The sequence below is a fragment of the Polyangium fumosum genome (genome assembly GCF_005144585.1).
In the GTDB taxonomy this organism is placed as follows: Bacteria; Myxococcota_A; Polyangia; order Polyangiales; family Polyangiaceae; genus Polyangium; species Polyangium fumosum.
This window is the reverse complement of the sequence record NZ_SSMQ01000007.1, coordinates 160,022-185,695: the sequence shown is the minus strand read 5'-3', so window position 1 is coordinate 185,695 and position 25,674 is coordinate 160,022. Positions and strand designations below refer to the sequence as shown.

Annotated in this window: 23 protein-coding genes; 17 read left to right on the top strand and 6 right to left on the bottom strand. The window is 68.7% G+C overall.

Going from position 1 to position 25,674, the window contains the following annotated elements; all coding sequences use genetic code 11:
* The first annotated feature begins 137 nt into the window (after positions 1 to 137).
* From E8A74_RS09365 to E8A74_RS09340, 6 genes are all read left to right on the top strand, one after another.
* The gene (locus E8A74_RS09365) at positions 138 to 755 is read left to right on the top strand and encodes a hypothetical protein (RefSeq protein WP_136928609.1); all 618 of its coding nucleotides are present in this window, start codon (positions 138 to 140) and stop codon (positions 753 to 755) included.
* An 82-nt stretch (positions 756 to 837) separates the two neighbouring features.
* A complete protein-coding gene (locus E8A74_RS09360) occupies positions 838 to 2,286 on the top strand; it encodes a serine/threonine-protein kinase (RefSeq protein ID WP_136928608.1) in 1,449 nt (482 codons plus the stop codon).
* A 90-nt stretch (positions 2,287 to 2,376) separates the two neighbouring features.
* Positions 2,377 to 4,557, top strand: a complete 2,181-nt coding sequence (locus E8A74_RS09355; RefSeq protein ID WP_136928607.1) for a cytochrome c peroxidase — start codon at positions 2,377 to 2,379, stop codon at positions 4,555 to 4,557.
* Positions 4,554 to 5,192 (top strand): hypothetical protein, encoded by a 639-nt coding sequence (locus tag E8A74_RS09350; RefSeq protein ID WP_136928606.1) that lies wholly within the window; start codon positions 4,554 to 4,556, stop codon positions 5,190 to 5,192. The genes E8A74_RS09355 and E8A74_RS09350 overlap by 4 nt, the downstream gene beginning before the upstream one ends.
* A 447-nt stretch (positions 5,193 to 5,639) precedes the next feature.
* A complete protein-coding gene (locus tag E8A74_RS52050; protein WP_170228992.1) occupies positions 5,640 to 5,975 on the top strand; it encodes a helix-turn-helix domain-containing protein in 336 nt (111 codons plus the stop codon).
* A 361-nt stretch (positions 5,976 to 6,336) separates the two neighbouring features.
* Positions 6,337 to 6,672, top strand: coding sequence for a helix-turn-helix domain-containing protein (locus tag E8A74_RS09340; RefSeq protein ID WP_136928604.1), 336 nt, complete (start codon positions 6,337 to 6,339; stop codon positions 6,670 to 6,672).
* A gap of 102 nt (positions 6,673 to 6,774) precedes the next feature.
* Here the strand turns inward: E8A74_RS09340 and E8A74_RS09335 are convergent, their stop codons facing one another.
* Together E8A74_RS09335 and E8A74_RS09330 are read right to left on the bottom strand one after the other, a co-directional pair.
* On the bottom strand, positions 6,775 to 7,197 hold the full coding sequence (locus E8A74_RS09335; RefSeq protein ID WP_136928603.1) for an STAS/SEC14 domain-containing protein: 423 nt from the start codon (positions 7,195 to 7,197) through the stop codon (positions 6,775 to 6,777).
* Positions 7,198 to 7,217: 20 nt separating this feature from the next.
* On the bottom strand, positions 7,218 to 9,710 hold the full coding sequence (locus E8A74_RS09330) for a peptidase U32 family protein (RefSeq protein WP_136928602.1): 2,493 nt from the start codon (positions 9,708 to 9,710) through the stop codon (positions 7,218 to 7,220).
* A gap of 69 nt (positions 9,711 to 9,779) precedes the next feature.
* On the opposite strand from E8A74_RS09330, the gene E8A74_RS09325 reads away from it, so the two are divergent.
* The 6 genes from E8A74_RS09325 to E8A74_RS09300 all read left to right on the top strand — a co-directional run bounded on the left by E8A74_RS09325 (position 9,780) and on the right by E8A74_RS09300 (position 17,120).
* Entirely contained in the window at positions 9,780 to 10,043 is a 264-nt protein-coding gene (locus tag E8A74_RS09325; RefSeq protein ID WP_136928601.1) for a chorismate mutase, read from the top strand.
* A 46-nt stretch (positions 10,044 to 10,089) separates the two neighbouring features.
* Positions 10,090 to 10,425 carry a YciI family protein gene (locus E8A74_RS09320; RefSeq protein WP_136928600.1) on the top strand — a complete coding sequence of 112 codons (336 nt, stop codon included), beginning with the start codon at positions 10,090 to 10,092 and terminating at the stop codon, positions 10,423 to 10,425.
* Between the two features lie 3 nt (positions 10,426 to 10,428).
* The gene (locus tag E8A74_RS09315; RefSeq protein WP_136928599.1) at positions 10,429 to 11,745 is read left to right on the top strand and encodes a globin domain-containing protein; all 1,317 of its coding nucleotides are present in this window, start codon (positions 10,429 to 10,431) and stop codon (positions 11,743 to 11,745) included.
* Positions 11,746 to 11,794: 49 nt separating this feature from the next.
* Positions 11,795 to 14,752: a DEAD/DEAH box helicase gene (locus E8A74_RS09310; protein WP_136928598.1), complete on the top strand. Its 2,958-nt coding sequence runs from the start codon at positions 11,795 to 11,797 to the stop codon at positions 14,750 to 14,752.
* A gap of 159 nt (positions 14,753 to 14,911) precedes the next feature.
* Positions 14,912 to 16,120 carry a hypothetical protein gene (locus E8A74_RS09305; RefSeq protein ID WP_136928597.1) on the top strand — a complete coding sequence of 403 codons (1,209 nt, stop codon included), beginning with the start codon at positions 14,912 to 14,914 and terminating at the stop codon, positions 16,118 to 16,120.
* A gap of 73 nt (positions 16,121 to 16,193) precedes the next feature.
* Positions 16,194 to 17,120, top strand: coding sequence for an aldo/keto reductase (locus E8A74_RS09300; protein WP_232379455.1), 927 nt, complete (start codon positions 16,194 to 16,196; stop codon positions 17,118 to 17,120).
* Here E8A74_RS09300 and E8A74_RS09295 read toward each other — a convergent pair.
* From E8A74_RS09295 to E8A74_RS09280, 4 genes are all read right to left on the bottom strand, one after another.
* Complete coding sequence (locus E8A74_RS09295; RefSeq protein WP_136928595.1) at positions 17,117 to 17,809, bottom strand: hypothetical protein; 693 nt, start codon at positions 17,807 to 17,809, stop codon at positions 17,117 to 17,119. The genes E8A74_RS09300 and E8A74_RS09295 overlap by 4 nt on opposite strands.
* A 12-nt stretch (positions 17,810 to 17,821) precedes the next feature.
* Positions 17,822 to 18,379 carry a hypothetical protein gene (locus E8A74_RS09290; RefSeq protein WP_136928594.1) on the bottom strand — a complete coding sequence of 186 codons (558 nt, stop codon included), beginning with the start codon at positions 18,377 to 18,379 and terminating at the stop codon, positions 17,822 to 17,824.
* Positions 18,380 to 18,505: 126 nt separating this feature from the next.
* Positions 18,506 to 19,033, bottom strand: a complete 528-nt coding sequence (locus E8A74_RS09285; RefSeq protein WP_136928593.1) for a hypothetical protein — start codon at positions 19,031 to 19,033, stop codon at positions 18,506 to 18,508.
* Between the two features lie 23 nt (positions 19,034 to 19,056).
* Positions 19,057 to 20,340 (bottom strand): penicillin-insensitive murein endopeptidase, encoded by a 1,284-nt coding sequence (locus tag E8A74_RS09280; RefSeq protein ID WP_170228990.1) that lies wholly within the window; start codon positions 20,338 to 20,340, stop codon positions 19,057 to 19,059.
* A 92-nt stretch (positions 20,341 to 20,432) separates the two neighbouring features.
* Between E8A74_RS09280 and E8A74_RS09275 the strand changes: the two genes are divergently transcribed.
* The 5 genes from E8A74_RS09275 to sthA all read left to right on the top strand — a co-directional run bounded on the left by E8A74_RS09275 (position 20,433) and on the right by sthA (position 25,575).
* Entirely contained in the window at positions 20,433 to 21,194 is a 762-nt protein-coding gene (locus E8A74_RS09275; protein ID WP_136928591.1) for a CoA transferase subunit A, read from the top strand.
* Between the two features lie 4 nt (positions 21,195 to 21,198).
* Entirely contained in the window at positions 21,199 to 21,876 is a 678-nt protein-coding gene (locus tag E8A74_RS09270; protein ID WP_136928590.1) for a CoA transferase subunit B, read from the top strand.
* Between the two features lie 40 nt (positions 21,877 to 21,916).
* The gene (gene accD / locus E8A74_RS09265; RefSeq protein WP_136928589.1) at positions 21,917 to 22,774 is read left to right on the top strand and encodes an acetyl-CoA carboxylase, carboxyltransferase subunit beta; all 858 of its coding nucleotides are present in this window, start codon (positions 21,917 to 21,919) and stop codon (positions 22,772 to 22,774) included.
* Positions 22,775 to 22,778: 4 nt separating this feature from the next.
* A complete protein-coding gene (locus tag E8A74_RS09260; RefSeq protein ID WP_211365319.1) occupies positions 22,779 to 24,101 on the top strand; it encodes a bifunctional folylpolyglutamate synthase/dihydrofolate synthase in 1,323 nt (440 codons plus the stop codon).
* Between the two features lie 79 nt (positions 24,102 to 24,180).
* Positions 24,181 to 25,575 (top strand): Si-specific NAD(P)(+) transhydrogenase, encoded by a 1,395-nt coding sequence (gene sthA, locus E8A74_RS09255; RefSeq protein ID WP_136928588.1) that lies wholly within the window; start codon positions 24,181 to 24,183, stop codon positions 25,573 to 25,575.
* Positions 25,576 to 25,674 lie beyond the last annotated feature (99 nt).

The window sequence follows — 25,674 nt, the reverse complement described above, 5'->3', positions numbered from 1 at the left end:
CGAACGTGCCGATCCCGCGCAGAACATCCCCCCAAAGTATCGAAGGCCCGTCTGCCTCGTCAACGCCCGGCGCCGTGTTTCCCCGCGTCTGTCCCCGTCGTTTTCGGGCATCTCGATTGCAAAGGCCGGAGGGAACCATGCATTCGACGACGCTTCGGCCGTTCGTGTTGTCCCGAGCTGCGCTCTTGCTGCTCCTCGCTGCCGCGGGTTGTCAGGCACGAGAGACGCGTGACGATGCTTCCAGAGGCGAGGGGATTTCGCACGACGCGTCGGGGGACGCCGACAAGCAGGACGGAGGATCCGACGCGGGCGCATGCGACGAACGCGCGAACCTCGAACCGGGCAGCGACGTCGATCCGAACGATCCGTGCGGCACGCTCCTCGGCGAGGGCGAGCCGCTCGCGCGTGCTGCGTGGGTGAGCGCGCCGGACCCGAACTTCCAGATCTCCCAGGCCGTCGCGGTCACGTGGTTTGCCGAGTACGCCGCCCGCGTGCCCCTCGATCCGCGCGACGGCTACGTGCTCGAGCTCGAGCGCTGCGACACCCCGGCGCACAGGGCGACCACCTGCACGACCTCACCTCTCGTGCTCCCCGCGGACGCATGCGGCACGGGCATCGTCCGTTTCGGCGTCGATCCCTCCCAGTACCAGCCCGGGACGAACCTCTACACCTTCACCGTTCGCCTGCGCCGTGGTTGTGTCGTCGACAGCGCCGACACGTTTTCCCTGACGGTCGAATACGACGCGGGGCCTTAGGGCGCGGACGCGCGGCGTCACCTCGGGAAAAAGCGCCGAATCCTCGTGCTGGGGACCCGTCCTCGGGTAGCATCCTCGGCCGATGGACTTCGTCCCGGGGGCGATGATTGGGGGGAAGTACCGCCTCGAGCGCAAGATCGCCGAGGGCGGTATGGGCGAGGTGTGGATCGGCGCGCAGGTGGGGGGCGCGCAGGTCGCGATCAAACGGCTCTTGCCCGACGCCGCGCGTGATCACCACCTCGTCACGCGTTTTCGTCGTGAGGCGCTCCTCCTCGGCAAGATCGAGAGCGACCACGTCTCGCGCGTCATCGAACAGACGACCGATCCCGACTTCGGCCTCCTGCTCGTGATGGAGTACGTCGCGGGCACCTCCCTCGCCGATCTGCTCGACAAACAGGGCACGCTCGCCGTCGAGGAGGTCCTCGACATCGGCGAGGGCGTCGCGCGCGCCATCGCGGACCTCCACCGGGCCAGCATCGTCCATCGCGACGTCAAACCCGAGAACGTCATCCTGCGGCGCCTGCCGAGCGGCGAGCGCCGCGCCGTGCTCATCGACTTCGGCCTCGCCCGCCTCCTCGATCCGGCCGAGGACCAACGCGGCAAGGAGGAGACGCTCACCGGCATCACCCGCGCCGACATGGCCGTCGGCACCATCCCGTACATGGCGCCCGAGCAACTCCTGAACTCGCGCGACGTCAATGGAACGGCCGACGTCTACGCGCTCGGCGCGATCCTCTACCGCGCCGCCTCGGGCCGGAACGTCTTCGGCGACCAGGACGACCTCTCTTACGCGCGCCAGAAATTGAGCGACGACGCCCCGCCCATCGCGCTCCCCCGCAAGGATCCCGCGGCCGAGCGCCTCTCCGCGATCGTCATGCGCGCCGTCAAGCGCAGGCCCGCCGAGCGGTACGAGGGCATCGAGCCCATGCTGAAGGAGCTCGCCGAGGCCCGCGCCCTCGCGCGCCCGCAAGGCGGAGACGTCGACGCCCCCACGCAGGCGGCCCCCGTCTCCTCGCTCCTCGGCTCGGCCGCCACGCAGCTCCCCTTCGCCACGCCCGCCGCGCCTTCCCCCATGGCTCCGCCTCCTGCGTCCGCGCGTTTTGGTCCCTCGGCCCCGATCCAGCGCCCGTCCCCTGCGCTCACCGTGCCGATGCCGGCCGTCTCCGACATCCCTGACCCGGGCCCTCCGGCGGCCCTCCGCCGCCCGTCGCCCGCGTTTGGCGTGCCCGCGGTCGCTCCCGCTGTGGCCCCTCCGCAGGTCATCATCACGCCGCCCGCCGCGCCGCCCATCGCTGCCATGCCGATGGCTGCGCCGCCCGTCGCCCCGCCGCTCGGCCGTCCGCCGGTCCAACCCGTCGCTGGCTTTGGCGAGATCCCGGCCGCCCCGAGGGCTGCTGCGCCCGCCGTCGTCATTCCTGCCGACGCCGTCCCGCGCCGCGCCGCGTTTGCGTTTGGCCTCGTCGCGCTCGGCGTCGGGTTCGTCCTCGGATTCGTCGCGCACGCCCTGCTCGCGGGCGGCGGATCGCCCTGACAACCCCGTTTTCACCACGCGCCCCGCGCGGCCGGCCGTAGCCCTCGGCTGGAATGTCGGGGTACCCTGGAGCGTACCCGGATCCCGCCGATGCGAACCTCCGCGTCCACCTTCCTCCTCGCAGGCTTCACCTCGCTCGCGGCCCTCGCCGCGTGCAAATCCGGCGACACGCCCTCGCCGACCGACGCGACGCCCCCGCCGGCCGCCTCGAACGCGGCGGCCCCGGATGTGCTCCAGCCTGCCCGCGCGCGCAGGCCGCCGCTCGTGCGTGAAGGCGGCGCGCTCGTCCGTTCGCCGTCCGAGCCTGCGCTTTGGCTCGCGGACGAGGATCAGCAGGTCGTGCGGCGCATCGCGCTCCCCGCCGACGCGCAGAACCCGCCGGTCGCCGTCAAGATGCCTGGGCCCCCGGCGGCCGTCCTCGCCCTCGACGATCGTGTCCTCGTCACCGTGCGTGGCCTTCGCAAGACCGACGATCCCGCCTCGCCTTACGAAGGCCCGGGCCTCTTGCTCGTCATGCGCCCCGATCCCGCGGCCGGCCTCGTCGAGATCGGCCGCGTCGAGCTCCCGGCCGATGCTTGGGGCCTCGCGATCACCCCCGACGAATCCACCGCGCTCGTCACCTCGCCGTGGACCCACGCGGTCTCTGCCGTCGACCTCAAAACCCTCCAGAAACGCTGGACCCTCGACGTCCCGCGCGAACCGCGCGCCGTCGTCGTCTTGCCCGACGGAAAAAACGCCTACGTCACGCACCTCGTCCGCGCCACGCTCTCGCGTATCGACGCGGTCGACGGCGAAGCCCGCGTGAAAGACGTTCCATTCCCGGCGGCACCCTTGCGCACCCCGCCCGATCCGGCGCGGCGCGAGGCGGCGACGCTCGCGTATTCGGCCGTCCTTTCTCCGGACGGCGCGCGCCTCTTCGTCCCGCGCCAGGCGCTCGGGGCCATGGGCGAGAGCGCGTGGAATGGGCAAAACACCGTCGATATCCTCTCGACGGTCGACGAAAGCCCGCTCGCCGTGCGCGCGCCTCGCTGGTTCGTCATGCAATCGAAGCCGTTCCAAAAGCTCCTCGGCGAGTTCGGATTCGAAGAGGCCGACCCGCACCTCACGGGCCCTGCGCCCGCGCAGATCGGCGAGATCTTCGTCCAGCCGCGCGCCGCCGTGTATCGCAAGAAGACCCGCACCTTGCTCGTCGCGAGTGAAGGCACCGACCACCTCGTCGAGCTCGACGCGCTCTCCCTCGATCCTTCACTCGGCGCCCTTCGCAAGTACGACCTCGGCGGCGGCAATACCGAGGACGACAAACCCGGCGCCACCCGCTGCGGCGCGCCCACCGGAATCGCGCTCTCCGAGGACGAGGGCACCGCCTTCGTATTTTGCCGATCGAGCCACGACCTCGCGATCGTCCGGCTCGACGCCTTCGACAAACGCGCGCCCTACGAATCCTCGCCCCCTGCGATTTTCTCCCTCGGCCCGGATCTCCTGCCCGAGCAGGCGGCCCTCGGTCGCCGGCTTTATTACAATGCGCGCGACTGGCTCATGAGCGCCTCGTATGCCTGCGCCGGCTGCCACCCCGAGGGGCGCGACGACGGGCACGTGTGGCACGAAGACATCCGGGAGAGCTACGAGGAAAAGGGTAAATTCGAGCCCAACGCGATGCATGCCTTCGAGGACAAACAGGCGTTCGAGGGCTTCTTCAAGGGCGTCCCGCGCCAGACGCCGATGCTCGCGGGCCGCGTCGCCGCGTTCGGACCTTATGGCTGGAAAGGCGAGAGCCCGAACCTCAAGCACCGCGTGATCATCGGTTTTGGCCTCCACCGCTGGCTCGGCGGCGGGCCCTTGAGTTATTCCGCCGACAAGACGATCCCGCGCGCCGAGGCCATCGCCGCCTTTGCCCGCAATGGCCTCGTCCCGCCTCCGCGCGACAACCACGAAAAGACCGCCGCGGAGAAACGAGGCGAGCAGCTCTTCAACGACGCCAACGTCGGCTGCGCGACCTGCCACGTGCCGAAGACCGACTACACGAACCGCGCTGTCGTCGGGCTCGGCGCGTGGGCGTTCGACAAGGCACGCTTCGAGACGGAGGCCGAGGACGACTGGAAATTCAAGACGCCCTCGCTGCTCTACCTCGCCGGCAGCGCGCCCTATTATCACGACGGCAGCGCGGCCACGCTCGAGGATCTCGTCGAGCGCAATGGCAAGCGCATGGGCCATACGGATCATCTCTCCAAGGAGGATCGGGCGGCGCTCGTCGCCTTCCTGAAGACGTTATGAGCAACTCGAACCTGCGCCGCGCCCTGGCCTTTTCGCCGCCGTTCCTGGTCCTCCTCGGCTTCTTTTCGTTCGCCGTGGCCGAAGAGGTGCCTGCGCCCGCCGTCGCGCCTGCGCCCGCCTCTGCCGCCGCTGCGCCCGCGCCCCTGCCTGCCTCCGCGGCCGCGCCTGCGCCCGCGGAGCCGAGCGCGCCTCCCCTCGCGGAATGGTCTCCGCCCGAGACGGCGTCCAACAAACCCACGCCCGAGGAATGGGAAAAGGCGACGCCGCTCGAGCTCCTCCGGCCTCACGAGTTCTGCACGGCGTCCGCGGTCCGCGAATGGCTCCGCATCTCGTGTCGGGATCCGCGGGACGAGTTCAAGGGCCTCCGCGTCGTCGGCGGCTCCGAAAAGGACGTCTCGATCACCGACTTCAAGGTCAAGGGCAAGAGCAAGGACTTCCAGGGCAAGGAGATCGACAAGACCTTCGATGGCCTGCACGTGGTGTTTCCCGTGCGCAAAGAGGATCGGCGCGTGCTCAGCCTCGTGAACTGGGCCTCCTGCGGCTGGAAGTGCTGGTACTTTCGCGAGGACATGTTCGTGACGATCTCCGAGCTCTGGCTGCCCGGCGAAGAGCGCCCCACGATCGTCCTTCATTGAGATCCCTCCCCGCGGGAGCTCCTCGACGCCGTCTGCGCCCCCGAGGACAATTGCCCCGAGGTTGAAATCTTCTCGCAGACCGAGACCGACGGCGTCGGCGGCGGCCTGACGCGGCTTCTTCTCCCTCGCGATCGGGGCCATTGTCCGCCCTCGACGCAAAGGAACGCGCAATAGGACGAAGAACGTCCGATCTGCCTCGCGTTTTCCCTCCTCTCAATGCCGCACCCGTGCATGGTAGGACAATTGCTGTCCTACCATGATCACGTTTTTCGGTGCGGGTTCGTCCAATGCGGTGCATATTCGCTCCTGGTCGTACCGAGCCGAGCGCGAAAGGCGCCGAGAGGCCGGGCGGCCGAGAGCTTCACCAACGAAAAGAGACCCTTGGATTTCCGGCGAGAAGGAGGCCGGTCGGCGCGTCCGCGAGGGCGAACCGAGAACCACATCCCCATGCCCCGACGTTCTACTCCCGATGCGTTTGCACTCCAGGTCGGCGCCCGTATTCGCGAGCTCCGGTACGAGATGAACATGTCCCTCGCGGCGCTCGCCGACGCGAGTGAGCTCTCGAAGGGCCACCTCTCCAGCGTCGAGCACGGCCTCGCCGCGATCACGATCGGCACGATCGCCCGGCTCGCGCAGGGCTTCGGCGTGCCTCCGATGTACCTCCTCACGTTCGCGGCGGAGGACGAGCGCGCCCACGCGGCCGAGCTCCTCCGCTACCTGCCCCAGACCGAGGTGAGGAAGCTGCGCCGCCAGATCCAGGCGCAGGTCGCCGCCCGCAAATAATCGCGTCCCACCCCCCAAATCACCTGGAGAGCGCTGATCGGCAGGTCCGATCGGCGCTCTCGCTTTTTTGTCCACCACGAAAGAACCTAGGACAATCAATGTCCTTCACGCCCCACGTTTTCCCTGGCCTCGATACGGCGGCCATGCTGGGTAGGACATTGAAGGTCCGATCGGCTTGCGGTTTTTCGTGCGGGTTCGTCGGAATGGGTGCATAGTCATTTTCGTGGTCGCCGCGGTGGTCGCGAACGAAAGCGACGCGGGGCGACGAGAGCTTCCGAAACGACAGACGAGACCCTTTTCCCCGGCGCGAAGGAGGCCGGTCGGAGCGCCCGCGAGGGCGAACCGAGAACCTTAATCAAAAATGCCGCGACGTTCGACCCCCGAGCCGTTTGCCCTCCAGGTTGGTACCCGTATTCGCGCGCTTCGCAAGGAGCGCAACATGTCCCTCGGCGCCCTCGCCGACGCGAGCGCGCTCTCGAAGGGCCACCTCTCGAGCGTCGAGCACGGCCTCGCCGCGATTACGATCCAGACGATCGCCCGCCTCGCGGAGGGCTTCGGCGTGCCCCCGATGTACCTCCTCACGTTCGCCGAGGAGGACGAGCGCGCCAAGACCGCCGAATTGCTCCGCTACCTGCCTCAGACCGAGGTGAAGAAGCTGCGCCGCCAGATCCAGGCGCAGGTCGCCGCGCGCAAGTAATCGATTCCTCCGCCCTGGAGCTCCCTCCGCTCCCGGGCGTTCCAGGGCCGCACCACTTCCTTGGCTTTCGACCGGGGGTGCACGGAGACGTGCGCCCTCGGTCTATTGTTTGTCCGCCGCGGGGTGCTTTGCGCGGCACTCGAGCAACCAAGCCCTGGCCGATGCGTGATCATCGAAAAAGCCGAGCACGGTCTTTTGACCTTGCAAGAGGTTCGCAGCGCGCGTGAACAGCGAGATGACCACGCGCGTCTTGAAGCTCGCGCCCACGTAGGCCGCGTAATACGTCCCCGCCGGCCTCGGCCGCTCGGCGCCCAGCTTGCGCGCGGCGGCGTCGAGGCCGCCGAACTCCTGCATGTGGTAGAGCGCGAGCTGAAATCGGCCCCCGTGCTCGTCCATGTCCGGGAGATCGACGAGGACACGCATGTCCTCCAGCGTGATCGGCCCCCGGTACACATGCACGGCGATCCCGGGGTCTTCGAACGACAGCGTATGTTTCCCGATCTGGAGCGACTCTCGCTTTTCCATCGCGTGCGTTCCGATCTCCTTCACGCCGGAAGCACCCGGAGTGACCCCTTCACCACGCCATATCCGCCCTCGGTCCGGAGCGCGCGGAACACCTCGGGCGCGTGCATCTTGCCTTCGAGCAGGCGCCGATACGTCCCGACGATCGTCGTCACGTCCTCCGCCGTCTCGCGCACGAGCTCGATCCGGAATCGCCGCACGCCCCCCCGCGCCGCCGCGGACGCGAGGCCCGCCGCGCTCTGCGCCGCCGCGTGAAACACCGTGTTCCGGCAGCCCACGTCCGCCTCCACCGGGTGCTCCATCCCTGCCCGGTCCCGCAAGGACACCTTGTGCTTCTCGCAGGGCCGGCCGCAATCACGAAAATCCTTCCCCGTCGAGAGCAGCGCCGCGATCACGCAATGCTCCATGTGGAAGAGCGGCATCGGGTGATGCAGGACCACCTCGGCGAACGGCCCGAACGGCGAATCGAGCAGCCGCTCGAGCTGCGCCGCGTCGAGGTCGAACGAGGGCGTGAACGCCGAGAGCCCGCGCGAGAGCACCTCCGCGGCCGTCAATCGGTTCGTCACGTTCAGCGAGAAATCGCCGATCCGCGGAATCGAGAGCCCCGCGCCCTCCCGCAGCGCGCCGAGCCCACGCACGAGCAGGAGATCGGGCTCCAGGGACAGCAGGTACCGGTCGATCTTCTCCTCGCCCGGCTTGCGAATGCGCGGCGGCGCGACGCCGATCGTCACGTTCGGCCGCGACGCCCGGAGCGCGCGCAAGGCCGCGCCCGTCCCTACGAGCTCCAAGAAATCGAGATAGACCCCGTCCGCGCCTGCGTCGAGCGCCGCCGCGGCTTGCGCCTCCGTCCGGCAGAGCACGAAAAGACCGGCCGTCGGCGGGCTCCGGTCGGGCGGGCTCGCCGCGCGCACGAGGTCCTGGAAATGCACCGCCGTCGTCTCCACCTTCCGCGCGGCCGAGGCGAGCAGCGCCTCCACGAGCGCGCGGCGCGCTCGGTTCAGCGACGACGGCGGGATCATCACGCTCGCCGGCAGGTCCGCGTCGATCGTCGCGATCTCGAACGGCGTATCGCCGAGCCGCCCGAGTTTGTCCTTCAGCACTGCGGCGACGTCCGCGCCGCCGCGCGCCTCGCCGATCGGCGCGTCGCCTGTCACGACGCCCCAGAGCCCCGATGTCGTCGATGCCTCGAACCGCGGCATCTCCCCGATCGCCCCCGACACCCGAATCGAGAGCGGCACCTTCCGCGGCGACCGCTCGATCTCCGCGAGGATCGCCTTTTCCGTCGCCGGATCGTCCGTCTTCCACACACGCCGGCCCGGCTTCGCGACATCCACCCGCGCATCGGGCCCGAGCCAGACGGAGACCTCCTCGCCCGCCTCGGCGCGCGGCGTGTCCGCGCCGTTCTTCGCGATCGTCCAGACGCGTCCGCCGATCTCGCCTGCGCCCGCGAACCCGCCCTCCACGAGCACGCCGTCGCCGCGCATGATCGCTTCCGCGAGCCGGATCTGGAGCAGCGTTTTTCCACGCGCGCGCGTGGTCCCGACGAGCTCACCCACCGGCAAACCTCGATGATCACAAGCGCGCCCCTCCACGAGCCGCTGATGATCCACGCCGGCGAGAAAGCCTGGGCCCGACCCTCGTGAATACGTTTGCAGCGCGGTTTTTCGGATCGAACCGAGCGCCTCGCTCGTGCCTGCGCTGCTCGCTTCGAGCGCCGCGCGGTAGAGCCGCGTCGTCGCGGCCACGTAGTCGGGCCCCTTCAACCGCCCTTCGATCTTCAGCGACGAGACGCCGAGCGCGGCGAGCTTCGGCACGAGCGCGCTCGCCTCCAGATCCTCGGGCGACAGGAGATACGCGTGATCCCCGAGGTCTCGTTTTTCCCCGTCGACGACGAGCTCGTACGGCAGCCGGCACGCCTGCGCGCACGCCCCGCGGTTCGCGCTGCGCCCGCCGATGGCCTCGCTCGTCAAGCACTGCCCCGAATACGCGATGCAGAGCGCGCCGTGCACGAAGACCTCGATCTCCACGTCCGTCGTGCGCCGGATCGCCGCGATGTCGTCGACCGACAGCTCGCGCGCCAGGATGACCCGGCTCGCGCCGAGCTCGCGCGCGAGCTCCGCGGCGCCTGCGTCGGTGCACGTCATCTGCGTCGAGGCGTGGATCGCGAGCGCCGGCGCGATCGCCCGCACGATCCGCGCGACCCCGAGGTCCTGCACGATCACCGCGTCCACGCCGGCCTCGGCGCACGTACGCACGGCGTTCTCGACGTTCTCGAGCTCCTCGTCGAAGACCAGCGTGTTCAGCGTGACGTACCCGCGGACCCCGTGCTCGTGCAGGAACGCCATCGTCCGCGCGAGCCCTTCGGCGTCGAAGTTTTTCGCGCGCGCCCGTGCGTTGAACCCTTGGAGCCCAAAATAGACGGCGTCCGCGCCGGCCAGCACCGCGGCCCGGAGCGCGGCGTCATCACCGGCGGGGGCGAGGATCTCGGGGCGCCTCGGCAGCGCGGGGGAGCTCATGGTCGGACGCTATAACGCAACCCGAAAGCGGTGGCACGCGCCCGACGCGGTTGTACCCTTGGGCCCGCCATGCTTCCTGCCGATGTTCACGAGACCCGCCGCGCGCTCGACGAGCTCGACCATGCGCTGCTCGAGCTCGTCGCGCGGCGGAGGGCGCTCGTCGGCGCGCTCTTCGTCAAAAAGCGGGCGCTCGGCCTACCGCTCGTCGATCCGAGCCGCGAGGTCGAGCTCCTCGCGGAGCGGCGCGCGTACGCCGCGTGTCATGGCATCCCGGCAGACCTTGCCGAAGTGATCTTCCGGGCCATCCTCGAGGACAGCCATACAAGGACGTAGGTTCGAGTGGATTTATCGCGCCGCGATGGACCATGATGCGATGCCCATGAGCGACCAACCTGCCTCTCAGCCCACGGACAAGTGGATTTACGTCGTCCGGGCCGTGCGAGCGGATCTCCTGCAGACCGGCCCCACGGAGACCGAGATGGCCACGCTCGGCCGGCACGGCGCGTACCTCGAAGAATTGAAGGCGCGCGGCGTGCTCGTCTTCGTCGGTCGCACGTTGACGACGGGCCCGGAGACGTTCGGCATGGCCGTCGTCGAGGCGGCGGACGAGGCCGCCGCGCGCGTGATCGTCGACGCGGATCCGGTCGTCTCCGAGGGCCTGATGCGCGCCGAGTTGTATCCCTTTTTCATCGCCGGCATGCGCGCGGCGGGTTGAGCCATGAGCAGAAAGACCCTCTCGGCCGAGACTGTCGCGATCGTGAAGGCGACGGCTCCGGTCCTCGCCGAACATGGCGCGACGATCATTCGTCATTTCTACCGCCATCTGCACCAAGAGCACCCCGAGCTCGAGCTGCTCTTCAACCCGGCCAACCAGCCCACGGGCGAGCAGAAGACACGCGCCTCGCAGCAGGAGGCGTTCCGAGGTGATTTCTTCGGCCGAGAGGGCGCCCCGGGCGCCGCCCTGACGAACGTGCTCAATGGCTCCATCACGAGCCTCGACGACCTGCCCGCGCTCAAGGCCACGGTGATGCGCATCGCGCACCGCCACGCCTCGCTCGACATCCGGCCCGAGCATTACCCGATCATCGGTCACTACTTCCTCGCCTCGGTCAAGGCCATCCTCGGCGACGTCGCGACGGACGAGATCATGGCCGCCTGGCGCGAAGCGTATGGCGTCCTCGCCGACCTGTTCATCGAGATCGAGCGGGATCTCATGCAGAAAAGCGCCCGAGCGCCGGGCGGATGGGAGGGGTTCCGGCCTTTCGTGGTCCGGCAGAAGGTCCAGGAGTCGGCGGACGCCGCCTCGTTTTACCTCTCGCCCCGCGACGGCGGCCCCCTGCCGCATTACGAGGCCGGCCAGTACGTCACCTTTCGCGTCGAGGTCCCCGGGTATTCGCGTGTCGGTGGCAGCGCCGTGTATCGCAATTACTCGCTCTCGACCGCGCCGGGGAAGGGGTATTTCCGGGTCACGATCAAGCGTGAGCCCGGCGCGGAGGGGAGCCCCGACAGCGTCTGCTCCCGGTTTTTCCACGACCACGTGCGGGAAGGGGACGTGCTCGACGTCTCGTCGCCGTACGGCGAGCTCGTCCTCGTCGAATCGCCGCGCCCGCTCGTCTTCATCGCCGCGGGCATCGGCATCACGGTGATGTTCAGCCTGTTCCAGAGCGCCCTCGATCGCGGGATCGACCGCCCCATTTACTTCTTCCAGATGATGCACGACGGGCGCCACCACCCGCTCCGGCGGGAGATCGAGGAGCTCGCGCGCCGCCACCCGAACGTCACGCTCCACCGCTGCTATTCGCAGCCTTCGGCCGAGGACGAGCCGGGGCGCGATTACGAGACGCGGGGCCGGCTCGGCCTCGGCACGCTCGGGCGGAACCTCCCCGGAAGCGATTGCGATTTTTATTTCACCGGTCCGATTCCCTTCATGCGATCGATCCGCGGCGCGCTGCACGTCTTCGGGGTGCCGGCCGATCGCGTCCACTACGAATGCTACGGACCTCACGGAGCGGAGATCGAGGCGGACGTGCGCTGACCCGAGGGAGGCGACACGCGCGCCGTCCCGTGCTACCGCTCCCGTCGTCATGGACTCGCTCCTCCAGGCGGTTCGTAAAGCCTGCCCGCCCGGTCTCTGGACGAAGGGCGTCAACTTGGCGCGCGACGGCGCCGTGATCCTCGACAGGCGGACCGCCACCGAGCTCACCTATCGCATCCGCGTCCCCGGCGTCGCCATCGCGCCCACGGTCACGTTGTACGTCGCGGACGAGGAGTGGACGTGCGATTGCGGCGGCAAATTCGATCCCTGCCAGCACGTCGCGGCCGCCGTGATCGTCGCGGCTCAATCCCCCGAAGGCCAGCGCCCCGCGACCGGGACGGATGCTGGCCCGCGGACCGCGCCTGTGCCGCAGCGCGCACTCGGCAAGATCGAATACGAGTTCAGCCGCGACGCGGGCACATTGTTCTTGGAGCGCGCCGTGATATTCCCGGATGGCCGCCGCGAGCCGTTCCAGGGCTCGATCACGAATCGCGTCTCGCGCGGGGATCTACCGGTCTTGCCCACACACGAGGACATCACGATCGATCGCATGTTCTCGACCTGGAAGGGCGGCGTCGTCCCGCTCTCGCGCGTGCGGGAGCTCTTCGCGCTCCTGGAGGCTGTGCCGAGCGTCCTCTTCGACGGTTTTCCCGTCCGCACGAACAAGCAGGCCGTTCGCCCCTCGGCCGTCGTGCTCGACGGCAAGAATGGCGGCGTCCTCGTGCGTGTCGAGAAAGACCCCTCCGTCGACGAGGTCATCGCCCGCGGCGCTGCGCGTACGGGGGACGTCCTGCGTCCGCTCGGGGATACCTCGATCACGGGTGATGCGTGGGAAAAGTTGCCCATGGAGCGGCACGTCGCGAAAGAGGAGCTCGGCACGTTCGTCACGAAGATCCTCCCTGACCTCGACAAACACACGCGCCTCGTCGTGCGTACGCGCAGGCTCCCGGGCGTCGCGCGCAAGGGCCGCCCGCGCATTTCGATCGAGCTCTCGCAGGCGGGGCATACGCTCTCCGTGCTGCCGCTGCTCGTGTATGGGGACCCGCCTGAGGCCCGCGTCGATCAAAATGTGCTCGTCCACCTCGGCGGGACCGTGCCCGTGCGCGACGAGGCCGAGGAGCGGAGGCTCATCGAGCGGCTCCGCGACGAGCTCAACCTGATCCCCGGCCGGCGCGTCGATCTCGACGGCGAGGCCGCATTACGATTTGCTCAAAAGCTCAAAGGGTTTCGCGGCGGCGAGCAAGGCGAGACGCTCGGCGAGCTGTTTGGCAAGCGCCCGCTCGTGCCGCGGTTCGACATCCAGGGCGATGGCTTCGACGTCGTCTTCGAATCCTTCGCCGAGGGCGGCGAGGAGGGCGGGGCGACGAAACACGCGAGCGGCGCGGCCGTCATTCGCGCATGGAAAGATGGGCTCGACATCGTCCCGCTCGAAGGCGGAGGTTTCGCGCCGCTGCCTTCCGATTGGCTCTCGCGGTTCGGCGATCGCGTGGCCGATTTGCTCGCCGCGCGCGCGGAGACCGACGACCAGACGATCCCGCCCGCGCTCCTGCCCGCGCTCGCGCGCCTTTGCGAGGAGATCGACGCCCCGCGCCCCCCGGGGTTTTCCCGGCTCGCCCCCCTGCTCGAAGGTTTTTCCGGGATCCCCGAGGCGCCCTTGCCCGGGGGCCTCTCCGCCACGCTCCGCTCCTACCAGCGCCGCGGTATCGATTGGCTCTCGTTCTTGCGGGACACGGGGCTCGGCGGGATCCTCGCGGACGACATGGGCCTCGGAAAGACCTTGCAGGCGCTTGCGTCCACACGTGGCCGCGCGCTCGTGGTTTGTCCGAAGAGCGTGCTCTTCAACTGGGAGGCCGAGATCCGGAAGTTCCGGCCAAACCTTTCGGTGGCCCTCTACCACGGCCCGAAGCGCGCGCTCGATCCGAAGGCCGACGTCACGCTCACCACGTATTCGATGTTGCGCATCGACATCGAGGCGCTCTCGGCCGTGGAATGGGACACCATCGTGCTCGACGAGGCGCAGGCGATCAAGAATCCCGACAGCCAGGTCGCGCGGGCCGCGTATGCGCTGCGCGGGAAATTCAAGGTGGCGCTCAGCGGCACGCCCGTGGAGAACAGGCTGGAGGAGCTCTGGAGCCAGATGCATTTCGCGAACCGCGGCTTGCTCGGCGGGCGTGGCGATTTCAAGGAGCGTTATGCCGGGCCGATCGAGGCGGGCCACGCCGGCGCGGCCGAGCGGCTGCGCGAGCGCATTCGGCCCTTCGTCCTGCGCCGCCTGAAGCGCGAGGTCGCGCCCGAATTGCCCCCGCGCACCGACCGCGTGCTCAGCGTGGAGCTCGATGACAAAGAGCGCGCCGTGTACGACGCCGTGCGCGCGGCGACGCTCAATGACGTCGTCAAGCGCCTCGCCGAGGGCGGCAGCGTGCTCGCCGCGCTCGAAGCGTTGCTCCGGCTGCGTCAGGCTGCCTGTCATGCGGCGCTCGTGCCCGGGCAGGTCGCGAATGCCTCGTCGAAGGTCGAGGCGCTCGTCGAGGCGCTCGCCGATGCGGCGGCGGATGGCCACAAGGCGCTCGTCTTCTCGCAATGGACGTCGCTGCTCGACCTCGTGGAGCCGCACCTCGCCGAGGTGGGGATTTCCTTCAATCGGCTCGACGGCTCGACCGTGGATCGCGCGGGCGTGGTGAACGAGTTCCAGGCCGAAGGGGGCCCGCCGGTGATGCTCCTCTCCCTCAAGGCGGGCGGCACGGGCCTCAATTTGACGGCGGCCGATCACGTGTTCTTGCTGGATCCGTGGTGGAACCCCGCCGTCGAGGACCAGGCCGCGGACCGCGCGCATCGCATCGGCCAGGACAAACCCGTCTTCGTGTACCGGCTGGTCGCGAAGGACACGGTGGAGGAGCGTATCCTCGCGCTCCAGGAGAAAAAGCGGCTCGTGGCGGATGCGGCGCTCGGGGAGGCGGCGCAGGCGGCGGCGATCACGCGCGACGATTTGTTGGCGCTCCTCAGTTGAGTTGATTCGACTGCCAACGAGGTAGGCATTCCGCGCCGTGGGGTTGCCGTCGTGTGCACGGGCGACCCACGCGCTAGGCCGGAAACCATAAGCTTTTCGGCGTGGGCACACAAATTGCCGGTCGAGCCCGCCATGAAGTGGGGATCGAGATTCTTTCTTATGCTCTCGATGGGGCTCGTGGCGGCGGCGTGTGAGGGAACGGACGCGGTCCCGCTCGTGCCCGGCACGACGTCGCAACTCACGTCGGAGGGGTATTACGGGAAGGGGGAGCCGATCGTGCACGTGCTCGTCGTTGACGACGCGGATACGCCCGAAGCGGCCATGCTCCGGTCGCGCGCCGCGCAGGCGTTACGCGCGGGCCTTATGGGCGCCGTGCAGAACCGGGCGGAGTTTTGCAGGGGGACCGAGGATCCCGCCGAATGGCGTCCGGGCGACGATCGTGTGCTGATCGTGCATCCGAGCGCGCCGACCTCGCTTTCGCTGGTCACCCCCATCGACCGGCCGGCGCTCGCGTGGACGACGATGACCTCCCGAGCGGAAGAGGTCGACGCCGTCGTCGCGGCTGCGCTCGAGGCCATGGAGGAGCGGCTCGCCATGCCGGGAGAGGCGTACCGGCCGCTCCGTGCGGCGAGCCGCGCGCTCGATCTCATGAAGGGATTGCAGGCGCCCGAGACCGAAGCGGAATCGGCGTTCGTCGCGTCGCTCGCCAAAGGCACGCACTACCAGATCATCGTCGCGAGCACGAGAGACGACGAGGACGTGAAGTCCCCCGCGGAACTCGTGCCGAACGAGGTCTCGTTATCGTCGACGTATCGTACGGTCGTGGTGGTCCCGTCGAAGGCGGAGGAATTCGGCTGTCAGAAACGGGAGAGGGGCGATACACGCCTTGAAACGTGGGGCGAGCTCGTCGGCTCGTACGACTATACGTGGCCGTGTGACGACGACATGGAGTGGGATTTCATGCTTCATCCCGGGTGGATCGATTGTGGCGCTCCCTGCATGGAACGACCGATCAAGGTGGACTCGAATGGGAGCGCCGCGTGCAAGATTCTCGTCGACCAGCCGGAGCTCGAACGATGTGATCCGGAAAAGGGATGGCGGGATCCGGACGGGAAAGAGACGCTCGTCGAGCGTTACGGGGAGACGCTCCGTCGTTGCGAGGTCATGCAGCACGAGGGCGCGGCGCTGGAGAGCTGTCGGACCTCGTTCGATTGTCCTGGCTGTTCGAGTGGTTTTTGCGTGACGGAGGTGTCCTTCAGCGACTTGAGCTGTGATGTGGGGGAACACCTCTGGTCCTTGCGATTCACCGGCGGAGCGAGGGCCCTGCCGTATGGGTACATGGATATCACGTGCGTGACGGGCGATTGAAGGCCTTGACCCCGAGTTCGCCGGGCTCTTCACCGCGTGACAAGCGGCGCCGCCCTTGGGTAGGATGACGCGTGTGAGCATCACGGAGACGAATCTGCGCGTTCGTTTGGCCGGCGAGGGACCCACGGTGTCGCGGCTCGTCTACGGCGTCTGGCGGCTGCTCGACGATCCCGAGGGGGCGTCGGTCCGGCGCGTCCTCGACAAGATCCACGCCTGCCTCGATTGTGGGATCACCACGTTCGATCACGCGGACATCTATGGCGGATACCGCTGCGAGGAGACGTTCGGCGAAGCCCTCCGCGCGTCGCCGGGCCTGCGCGAGAAGATCGAGATCGTGACGAAATGCGGGATCATGCTGGTCGACCCTGCCCGGCCGGAGAACCGCATCAAGCATTACGACTACTCACGTCGCCACATCGTTTCGTCCGTCGAGCGATCACTGAGAAACCTGGCGACCGATCATCTCGACGTCCTGCTCTTGCACCGGCCGAGCCCGCTGCTCGATCCGGACGAGGTGGCAGGGACGTTCGAACGGCTCCGCCGGGAGGGCAAGGTCCTGCACCTCGGCGTCTCGAACTTCGCGCCCTCGCAGCTCGAAATGCTCCAGAGCCGGCTCGCGTCGCGCATCGTGACGAACCAGGTCGAGGTGAACCCGCTGCGGCACGACGCGTTCGTCGACGGGACGCTCGATCAATGCCAACGCCTCGGGATCTCGCCAATGGCCTGGTCGCCGACGGCCGGCGGGCGGATCTTCCATGGCGGCGGTGACGTCGAGCGGCGCGTGCGCGGCGCGCTCGGCGAGCTCGCCCGAAAATACGCAGCCACGCCCGACGCGATTCTCTTCGCGTGGCTCCTCAAGCACCCGTCGAAGATGGTCCCGGTGCTCGGGACGAACCGGATCGACCGGATCCGCACCGCGGCGAGCGCGCTCGCGATCGAGCTCGACCTGCAGGATTGGTTTTTCCTGTGGACCGCGTCGACGGGCTGGGAAGTGCCTTAATCGCGAAACCCGGCGAGCGTCGCCGTGCCCGCCATCCAGGCGACGAGCGCGAGCGCGGCGAGCTTTTGTAGCGCCGGGAGCAGCGCCGAGGTGATCTCCACGCCCGACGCGACGTGCGCCGCATAAAGCGCGCCGTCGAGCGCCGCGAGGCCCGCCGTGAGCCCCGCGAGGCGCGCGGGTGTGCGCGACCCGTGGTTTGTCGTGACGAGCCCGAACGTGGCGAGCCCGCCCGCGAAGAGCCCCGGCACCCCCGCGACGAAGATGAGCCCCGCGTGGAGCAAGCCATACCGCTGTGACGGCGCGAGCGGCACCGCAATCGCCGCGAGCGCCGAGGCGAGCCCGAGCCCACGCACGGCGAGCCCGAGCCGCGCGCGCTCCGAAAACAGCCGCGTGACGAGGAACCAGAACGGCAGCGTGCCCGCGGACAGGAGGACCATCCCGGCCTTGGCGAACGATGCGCCCGGGTTCGTTTGCCCATTGAGCGCGCGATCGGCCGTCAGATCGCAGAAAAAATTACGGAGAAAATCGTGCCCGGGGGACGCGCGATCGAGCCACGTGCCGCCGGGATAGAGGGCCATCGCGGCGGCCATCAGCAAAAGGGAGAGGACGAGCGCGCCGAGCACGAAGAGCGCGGCGGCGCGCACGGCGGGCGGCGGAGCGGGGCTTCTGTCGGCGACGGGACGCGCCATTGCCGTCCGAGTTTACTTCGATCCCTCCGACTTGGGGCGACGCACGAGCACGAGGTGGAACGTCGCGCCGAGGTGGCGAATCTCGGAGGCGGTGACGGTCGCGGCATCGGCGCGCTCGTGCGGCTCGAAGCGGCTGAGCACGAGGAGACCCGCCTGGTGCGCCATGAGCAGCCGGTTCTTGAATTCGGCGAGCCCGAGCCCGGACGTCTCCCCGCGCTCCTCGAGCGAACGGAAAAGCGAGGCGATGAACATCCTGCCGTCGTCCCGCGCCACGATCAGGTCGCTCGCCGCTTGCACCACGCGGGCCGCGAAATCACGCGGGGAGAGCACGATGAGGGGAGGTGACGCGCCGCGGCGCCGCTCATCGTCGCGCAGCTTGCGCGCGTGGGCGAGGAGCGCGGCCACGCCGTGCGGCGAGAGCTCGGCGAGGACGGCCGAAAGCTCGCTCGCGGGATCGAGCAACGGCGGCGGGACGCTCGCGCGCGGCGGCGCGATCGATCCGGGTCTCTGGGCACGGAGCTTCGTGCTGCTTTTGCGCTTGGGAAATGGGCTGAGTCGACCCGGCGACATGACCGGTCAACCTACCAGCGACCCGCCGCCCGACGCAACAGGCCTCTTCCTGCCTTGTACGTATCGAAACGTGGGAGCGTCAACGAATCAGCGCTCTTGTTGTTTCGCGCGCAGAGGCGCCGTGCTTCATCCACACATGGGGATCGTCGTGCAGATGGAGACGTCCATCTGGCCGGCATAACTCGTGTCGTTTGGCGTGACGAACGTGTACTTCACCTGGGCCTCGTCGGCGCCGACCGAGACCACCTCGACGGAGGCGGTCTTTGGTGCTTCGGAGTTGCCTCCGATGCCATTCGCATACCACCACGCCTGCACCTCGTTCGTCGGCATGGCGGCGTTGAACGTCCACGATTGTCCGGCCGCGAGCATGGACGTGTTGCCGGGGTAGATCGCGAAAAGGAGCTGGGGCTCGGAGCCCCCCGCCTGGCCACACGTCGACGCGGTTCCGAGGGTGAACACGAGCCAGGGGCCGTCGTTCGGCGCGCAATCGTTGCTCACGATGCCCTGGGCGAGCAGGCTCATGCTCGGCCCGCCGCCGCCCTGGCCCCCGCTGCCGCCATTTCCGCCGCCGCCCTGCTGCACGTCGGGGCCCGAACATGCCGCGGCCAGGACAAACGTGCCCAGCGCCGCGGCGAGGAAAAGACCTTGTCGCATGAAAGAGGCTCCTCGGCGCGTGATCACCGCGTGATGCGCGGCGCGCCTTCCTCGTCGACGGCGTCCTTCACGTCGGCCGCGTCGGAGGCGGCCTCGTCACGCCCGTCGTCCGTCTTTGCCGCCTCGGCGCGCGCCGCATCGCCGCGGCCGATCGAGGCGCCCGCGAGCGCCCACAAGGAGACCGGGACGTCCGGGCCCGTCGTCGCTTTCGTGGCGCGGGAGAGGTAAATGCCACCCGAGCGCTCGCCATTCTCGATCCGGGCCTCGGCCGTGCGGCGCGGGGGCGGAGCCGGGGGGGCCGCGCGGCGCTCCGGGGTCTTCACGCCGCGCTTGCCCTTCTTCGCGATCTTGAGCCGCGCCTTGCTCGGCGCGTTTTTCGCGATCTCGACGCAGCTCTTCGTCATCGAGGGCGGGCATGAAATGCGCACGTGGAAATGGTCGTCGTGGGGCAAACCCCCCGTCGGCTGCATCATGACCTGCGCGGCCCGCACATAGAGAGCGCGCGAGACGCCGCGCGCGCGGGCATGGGTGAGCAGGGCGTGCTTGAGCGGCTCGGACACGAAGATATGGCTCACACGCGCGTCGCGATCGAGCAGGAGGTTCTGCAAAAAGAGCCAGTTCCGCGCGACGTCGAAGCGCGCGCCCGGCACGCTCGGCGCCGCGAGCTTCTCGTCGACCTTCACGAACGAGGGGCGCAGCACGGGTTGTCCCTTTTCATTCACCAGGTAAAACCCGAGATCCGCGTCGCGCCCACTCTCGTGGGAGTGGTGGTGCGCGAGCTCGCCGCCGTTCTTGCGCGAGATGTCCCCGACGCCGAGGACGGCGCCCGGAAACTTCTTGTTCACGGCTTTGGCCGCGCGATCGATCGCGCGGACGAGCGCAGGCAGGCCCCAGCGGGTGTCCGCGTCCTTGTAGTTGTAGGCCGGGACGACGCGCAGGTAAGGTTTGTCCGTCGTATCGAGACGAATGCCACCTTCGAGGCGGCCGTCGTTCGGCGGGCCGACGGAATCGGCGCGCGGCGGGGGCGCGGGTTTCTTCTCCGGCGTCGCGACCTCGGTCTTTTTTCCCGCCGCTCCGCTTGGGGCTTCGCCCGGACGAGCCGGGCTACGCCCCAAACCCCGTCCGGGGCGTCCCGTGGCCGCGGGCTCGGTCTTGGCGCGGCGCGAAGGCCCCTGGGCTTTGTTCGCCCCCGCGCGTGCTCCTTGCGGGGCGGCGGACGCGGGCGGCGCGGCTTCGGCGGGGGTCGTGGGCGTGCCGCAGAGCGCAATCGCGAGCGCTGCGGCGAGGGAGCGGAAGGGGCTACGCACGGCCCCGGGAATACGCCTACGCGGAGGGCGTGGCCAAGTTCGAGGGATCCCCCTGGCCACCTGGGCGCGGCTCTGGTAGCACTCCCGGCCGTATGAACAAGGTCTACCAGAGCGCCCTCGACGCGTGCCGGGACATCCCCGACGGCGCGACGATCCTCGCGGGCGGCTTCGGCCTCTGCGGGATCCCCGAGAACTGCATCGCCGCGCTGCGCGAGCTCGGCACGAAGGACCTCGTCGTCGTCTCGAACAACTGCGGCGTCGACGATTTTGGTCTCGGCGTGCTCCTCCGGAACAAGCAAATCCGGAAGATGATTTCGTCCTACGTCGGCGAAAACAAGGAGTTCGAGCGCCAGTACCTCTCGGGCGAGCTCGAGGTCGAGCTCACGCCGCAAGGCACGCTCGCCGAGCGCATCCGGGCCGGCGGCGCGGGCATTCCAGCGTTCTACACCCCGACCGGCGCGCACACCGCCATCAGCGAGGGCGGGCTGCCGGTCCTCTACAACGCCGACGGCTCGGTGAAGAAGTTCTCCGAGAAGAAGGAGATCCGTTCCTTCAATGGTCGGGATTACGTGCTCGAGCCCGCGATCCGCGGCGACGTCGCGATCGTGAAGGCCTGGAAGGCCGATCGGTACGGAAACCTGGTCTACCGTCGCACGGCGATGAACTTCAACCCGATGATGGCCACGGCCGCGAAGGTGACGATCGCCGAGGTCGAGGAGCTCGTGGAGGTCGGCGCCCTGGATCCGGACACGGTCCACACGCCTGGCCTCTACGTGCACCGCGTCGTCGTGGGCGCGAAGTACGAAAAGCGCATCGAGCGCAGGACCGTCCAGAAGTCCGAGGGAGCGAAGTAGGAAGATGAGCCTTTCGCGAGAGCAGATCGCACGCCGCGCGGCCGGAGAGCTCCGTGACGGCTTCTACGTGAACCTCGGCATCGGCATGCCGACCCTGGTCGCGAACTTCATCCCGAAAGGGATGGATGTCGTGCTCCAGAGCGAAAATGGCCTGCTCGGCATCGGACCCTATCCGGAGGCCGGCAAAGAGGACGCGGACCTCATCAACGCGGGCAAGGAGACGGTCACGATGATGCCCGGCTCCGCCACGTTCTCGAGCGCGGAGAGCTTCGCCATGATCCGCGGCGGCCACATCGACCTCGCCATCCTCGGCGCGATGGAGGTCTCCGAGAAAGGCGACCTCGCGAACTGGATGATCCCGGGCAAGATGGTGAAGGGCATGGGCGGCGCGATGGACCTCGTGGTCTCGGCCAAGCGCGTCGTCGTGATCATGGACCACGCCGCGAAGAACGGGTCGCCCAAGATCCTGCGCGAGTGCAGCCTCCCGCTCACCGGGCGAGGCGTGGTGCACCGGATCATCACGGATCTCGCGGTGATCGACGTGACGCCCGAGGGGCTCGTCCTGCGCGAGCTCGCGCCGGGTGTCTCGGCGCGCGAGGTGCAGGCGAAGACGGAGCCTGCCTTGAAGGTCCCGCACGACGTGGTGGAAATCGACTTCGGCGAGGGAGGGTTGGGGGCGTAGCTCGGCTCGTCCGAGCCTACCTCCCAAGCGTCGACGTAGCATGAGCTGGCCCGACAAAACACCGCCCAGCGCCGGGGAAAAGCGCTCGATCGGCGCGGGCGTGTTCCGGCGCTGCGAGGGCTGCGGCGAGACCGTCACGGCCGACGATCTCGCCGCGAGCTTCGAGGTTTGCCCGCGCTGCGGACACCACCACAAGCTCTCCGCGTCCGGATGGCGCGCGCTGCTCTGCGACGAGGGCGCCCTCGAAGCGTGGGACGAGCACCTCGTGCCCGACGATCCGCTCCGCTTCAGCGACGGCCGGAGCTACAAGGATCGCGTCGCCGCCGCGCAAAAGAAGACCGGCGCGCGCGAGGGCATCGAGATCGGCAAGGCGTGCCTCGGCGGCCGGCCGATCGGGTATGGCGCGTTCGTCTTCGCGTTCATGGGCGGCAGCATGGGCTCGGTCGTGGGCGAGAAGATCACGCGCCTCTTCGAGCGCGCGGCCGAGGAGGAGCTGCCCGTGCTCCTGCTCTCGGCCTCGGGCGGCGCGCGTATGCAGGAGGGCATCCTCTCGCTCATGCAGATGGCGAAGAGCGTGGCGGCGCTGGAGCGCTTCCGGCAGCGCCGCCTGCCCTTTCTCTCGGTGCTCCTGCACCCGACGACGGGCGGCGTGGCCGCGAGTTTTGCCTTCCTCGGTGACGTCAACATCGCCGAGCCGAAGGCCCTCATCGGCTTCGCGGGCCCGCGGGTCATCGAAACCACGATCCGGCAGACCTTGCCGCCCGGCTTCCAGCGGGCGGAGTTCTTGCTGGAGCACGGGATGATCGACGCGATCGTCCCGCGCCTGGAGATGAAGCAGACGATCGGCCTTTTGCTCGATCACCTGCAGGACGGCCGCGCCGCGCGGACCCCACGCTGAACGGATGCCCTCTCCACGTCTCGCTCCCCTCGTCGACGAGCTCCTGCGGCGCGCGAGCCGCCGGGGCATGGCACTCGGCCTCGAGCGCATGAACGCGGCCCTCGCGGTGCTGGGAAATCCTGAGAAAAAGCGGCCGTTTTTCCACGTCACCGGGACGAACGGGAAGGGCTCGACGAGCGCGATGCTGGAGTCCATCGCGCGGGAAGCGGGCTTTCGGACCGGGCTCTACACCTCGCCGCAGCTCTGCCGGATCGCCGAGCGCATCCGGCTGAACGGCGAGCCTATGGCCGACGACGGCCTCGCGGACGCGCTCGAACGCGTGCTCGTGGCCGCGCCCGATGCCACGTTTTTCGAGGCGATGACGCTCGCGGCGTTCGTCGCGTTCGACGCGGCGGACGTCGAGGTCGGCGTGATCGAGGTGGGCATCGGGGGCCGGCTCGACGCGACGAATGTGCTCGAACGGCCGCTCGGGACGGCGATCACGTCGGTCGCGCTCGACCACACGGCGCTGCTCGGCGACACACACGCGGCGATCGCGCGGGACAAAGCGGGCTTGTTCCGGCGGGACGTGCCGGTCGTGCTGGGGCCGCTCGACGACGAGGCGCTCGCGGCGGCGCTCGACGTGGCGAGGGACGTCGGCGCGCGGCCGATCCTGCGGGTGGCGCGGCCGGGCGAGGCGGCGTCGGACGCGGACGGGGTGTTCGTCGTCGAGGCGCGCGCGCTCCCGGACGGACGCGCGCGGATCGAGCTGCCGGACATGGTCGTCGAGACGCGCCTCGGCCTCGCTGGTTCGCATCAAATCGCCAATGCCGCGGTGGCCGCGGCGCTCACGGCCGTGAGTTCGGGACCAACATTCAAAGCGCTGCCGGGGCTGCTTTCGCGTGGCCTCGCGGCGGCGCGATGGCCGGGGCGGCTCGAACGGATCGACAAGGACGGCAAGGCTGTCCTCCTCGATTGCGCGCACAATCCGCACGGCGCGGCGGCGCTCGCCGAGCACGTGCGTTCCCTCGGTGTATCGCCCGATCGGGTCGTGCTCGTCTTCGGGGCGCTGGCGGACAAGGCGTGGACGGGCATGCTCGACATGCTCGGCCCGCTCGCCGATCGGCGCGTGTATGCCGAGCCGAAGGGCCGAGCGCCGGTGCAGGCGAGCGAGCTTTCGGCGCGTTTTGCTGGCCTGCTCGTGCCCGAGGGGCGGGAGGCGATCACGCGGGCGCTTGCAATGGCAGGACCGTCCGATCTGATCGTCGTGGCGGGGTCGATTTATCTCGTGGGTGAGGTGCGGGGCGAGCTCCTCGGCGTGGCTTGTGATCCCGTCGTCGCCCTCTGACGGCGCGCGCGGACGGCGCGTGGGCGTGTGACCGCCGCTTCGTTGCGAGTTTTGCCGGCCCGACGTAGAGTGCGCGCCGATGAGCTCGCGATCGTTTGACGTCATCGTGATCGGCAGCGGCCCCGGCGGGGAAGGGGCGGCCATGAAGTGCGCCAAGGAGGGCCGGAGCGTCTGCGTCGTCGACCAGCGCCACCTGGTCGGGGGCGCCTGCACGCACACGGCCACGATCCCCTCGAAGGCCCTTCGCCACGCGATCCAGCGCTTCGTGGAGATGCGCCATGTCCCGGGGTTCCGGGCGAGCCCGGATGCGCAGCCCTCCTTCGGCGACCTCACCCGCACGGCGAGCAGCGTCATCGCCAAGCAGACCGACATGCGGCAGACGTTCTACGAGCGAAACAAGGTCGAGGTCGTCGAAGGCCACGCCCGTTTCCTCGACGCGAACACGCTGGAGGTCGGGCAGCCGAAGGGTGCGATCGACGTCCTCACGGCGAAAGCGTTCATCATCGCGAGCGGCTCGCGGCCGTATCACCCGCCGGACGTCGATTTCACCCATCCGTGCATTTACGACTCCGACACGATCCTCCGGATGGAGGAGATGCCGCAGTCGATGATCGTGTATGGCGCGGGCGTCATCGGCTGCGAGTGGGGCAGCATGTTCCGCATGCTCGGCGTCAAGCTCAACCTCATCAATACCCGCGACAAGCTGCTCTCGTTCCTCGACGACGAGATCGTCGACGCCCTCGCGTATCACCTGCGCGACATGGGCTGCTTGATCCGGCACAACGAGGAGTACGAGCGGGTCGAGGGCCAGGACGACGGCGTGGTCCTGCACCTGAAGAGCGGCAAGAAGATCAAGTCCGACGTCTTGTTATGGGCGAACGGGCGCACGGGCAATACGAATGACCTGGGGCTCGAACAGCTCGGGATCCCCGTCGATTCGCGCGGAAACATCAAGGTGAACGAGGCCTACCAGACGACCGTGCCGCACATCTACGCGGTGGGCGACGTGGTGGGTTTCCCCGCGCTCGCGAGCGCGGCGTACGATCAGGGCCGTTTCGCCGCGACGCACCTCGTCGAAGGGCGCCTCGAAACGAAGCTCGTGGAGGACATTCCGACGGGCATTTATACCTCGCCCGAAATCTCCTCCGTGGGCCGGACCGAGCGCGAATTGACGAAGGCGGAGATCCCTTACGAGGTGGGCCACGCGCAGTTCAAGTCGCTCGCGCGCGCGCAGATCACCGGACGCACCGTGGGGATGCTCAAGATCCTGTTCCACCGCGAGACCTTGGAGCTGCTCGGCGTGCATTGCTTCGGGGACAACGCGAGCGAGATCATCCACATCGGCCAGGCGATCATGTCGCAGGAGGGCAAGGCCAACACCCTCCTGTATTTCGTGAACACGACGTTCAACTACCCGACGATGGCCGAGGCGTACCGCGTCGCGGCGCTGAACGGTTTGAACCGGGTGTTTTGACGCGAGATTGCGAAGCGAGCTCGCCCCGGAGGAGAGGGAGGCGTCCCCCTCGGGATGAACGTGGGGCTCTTCGCCAAGGTACGCGCGTTCGCTCTTGAG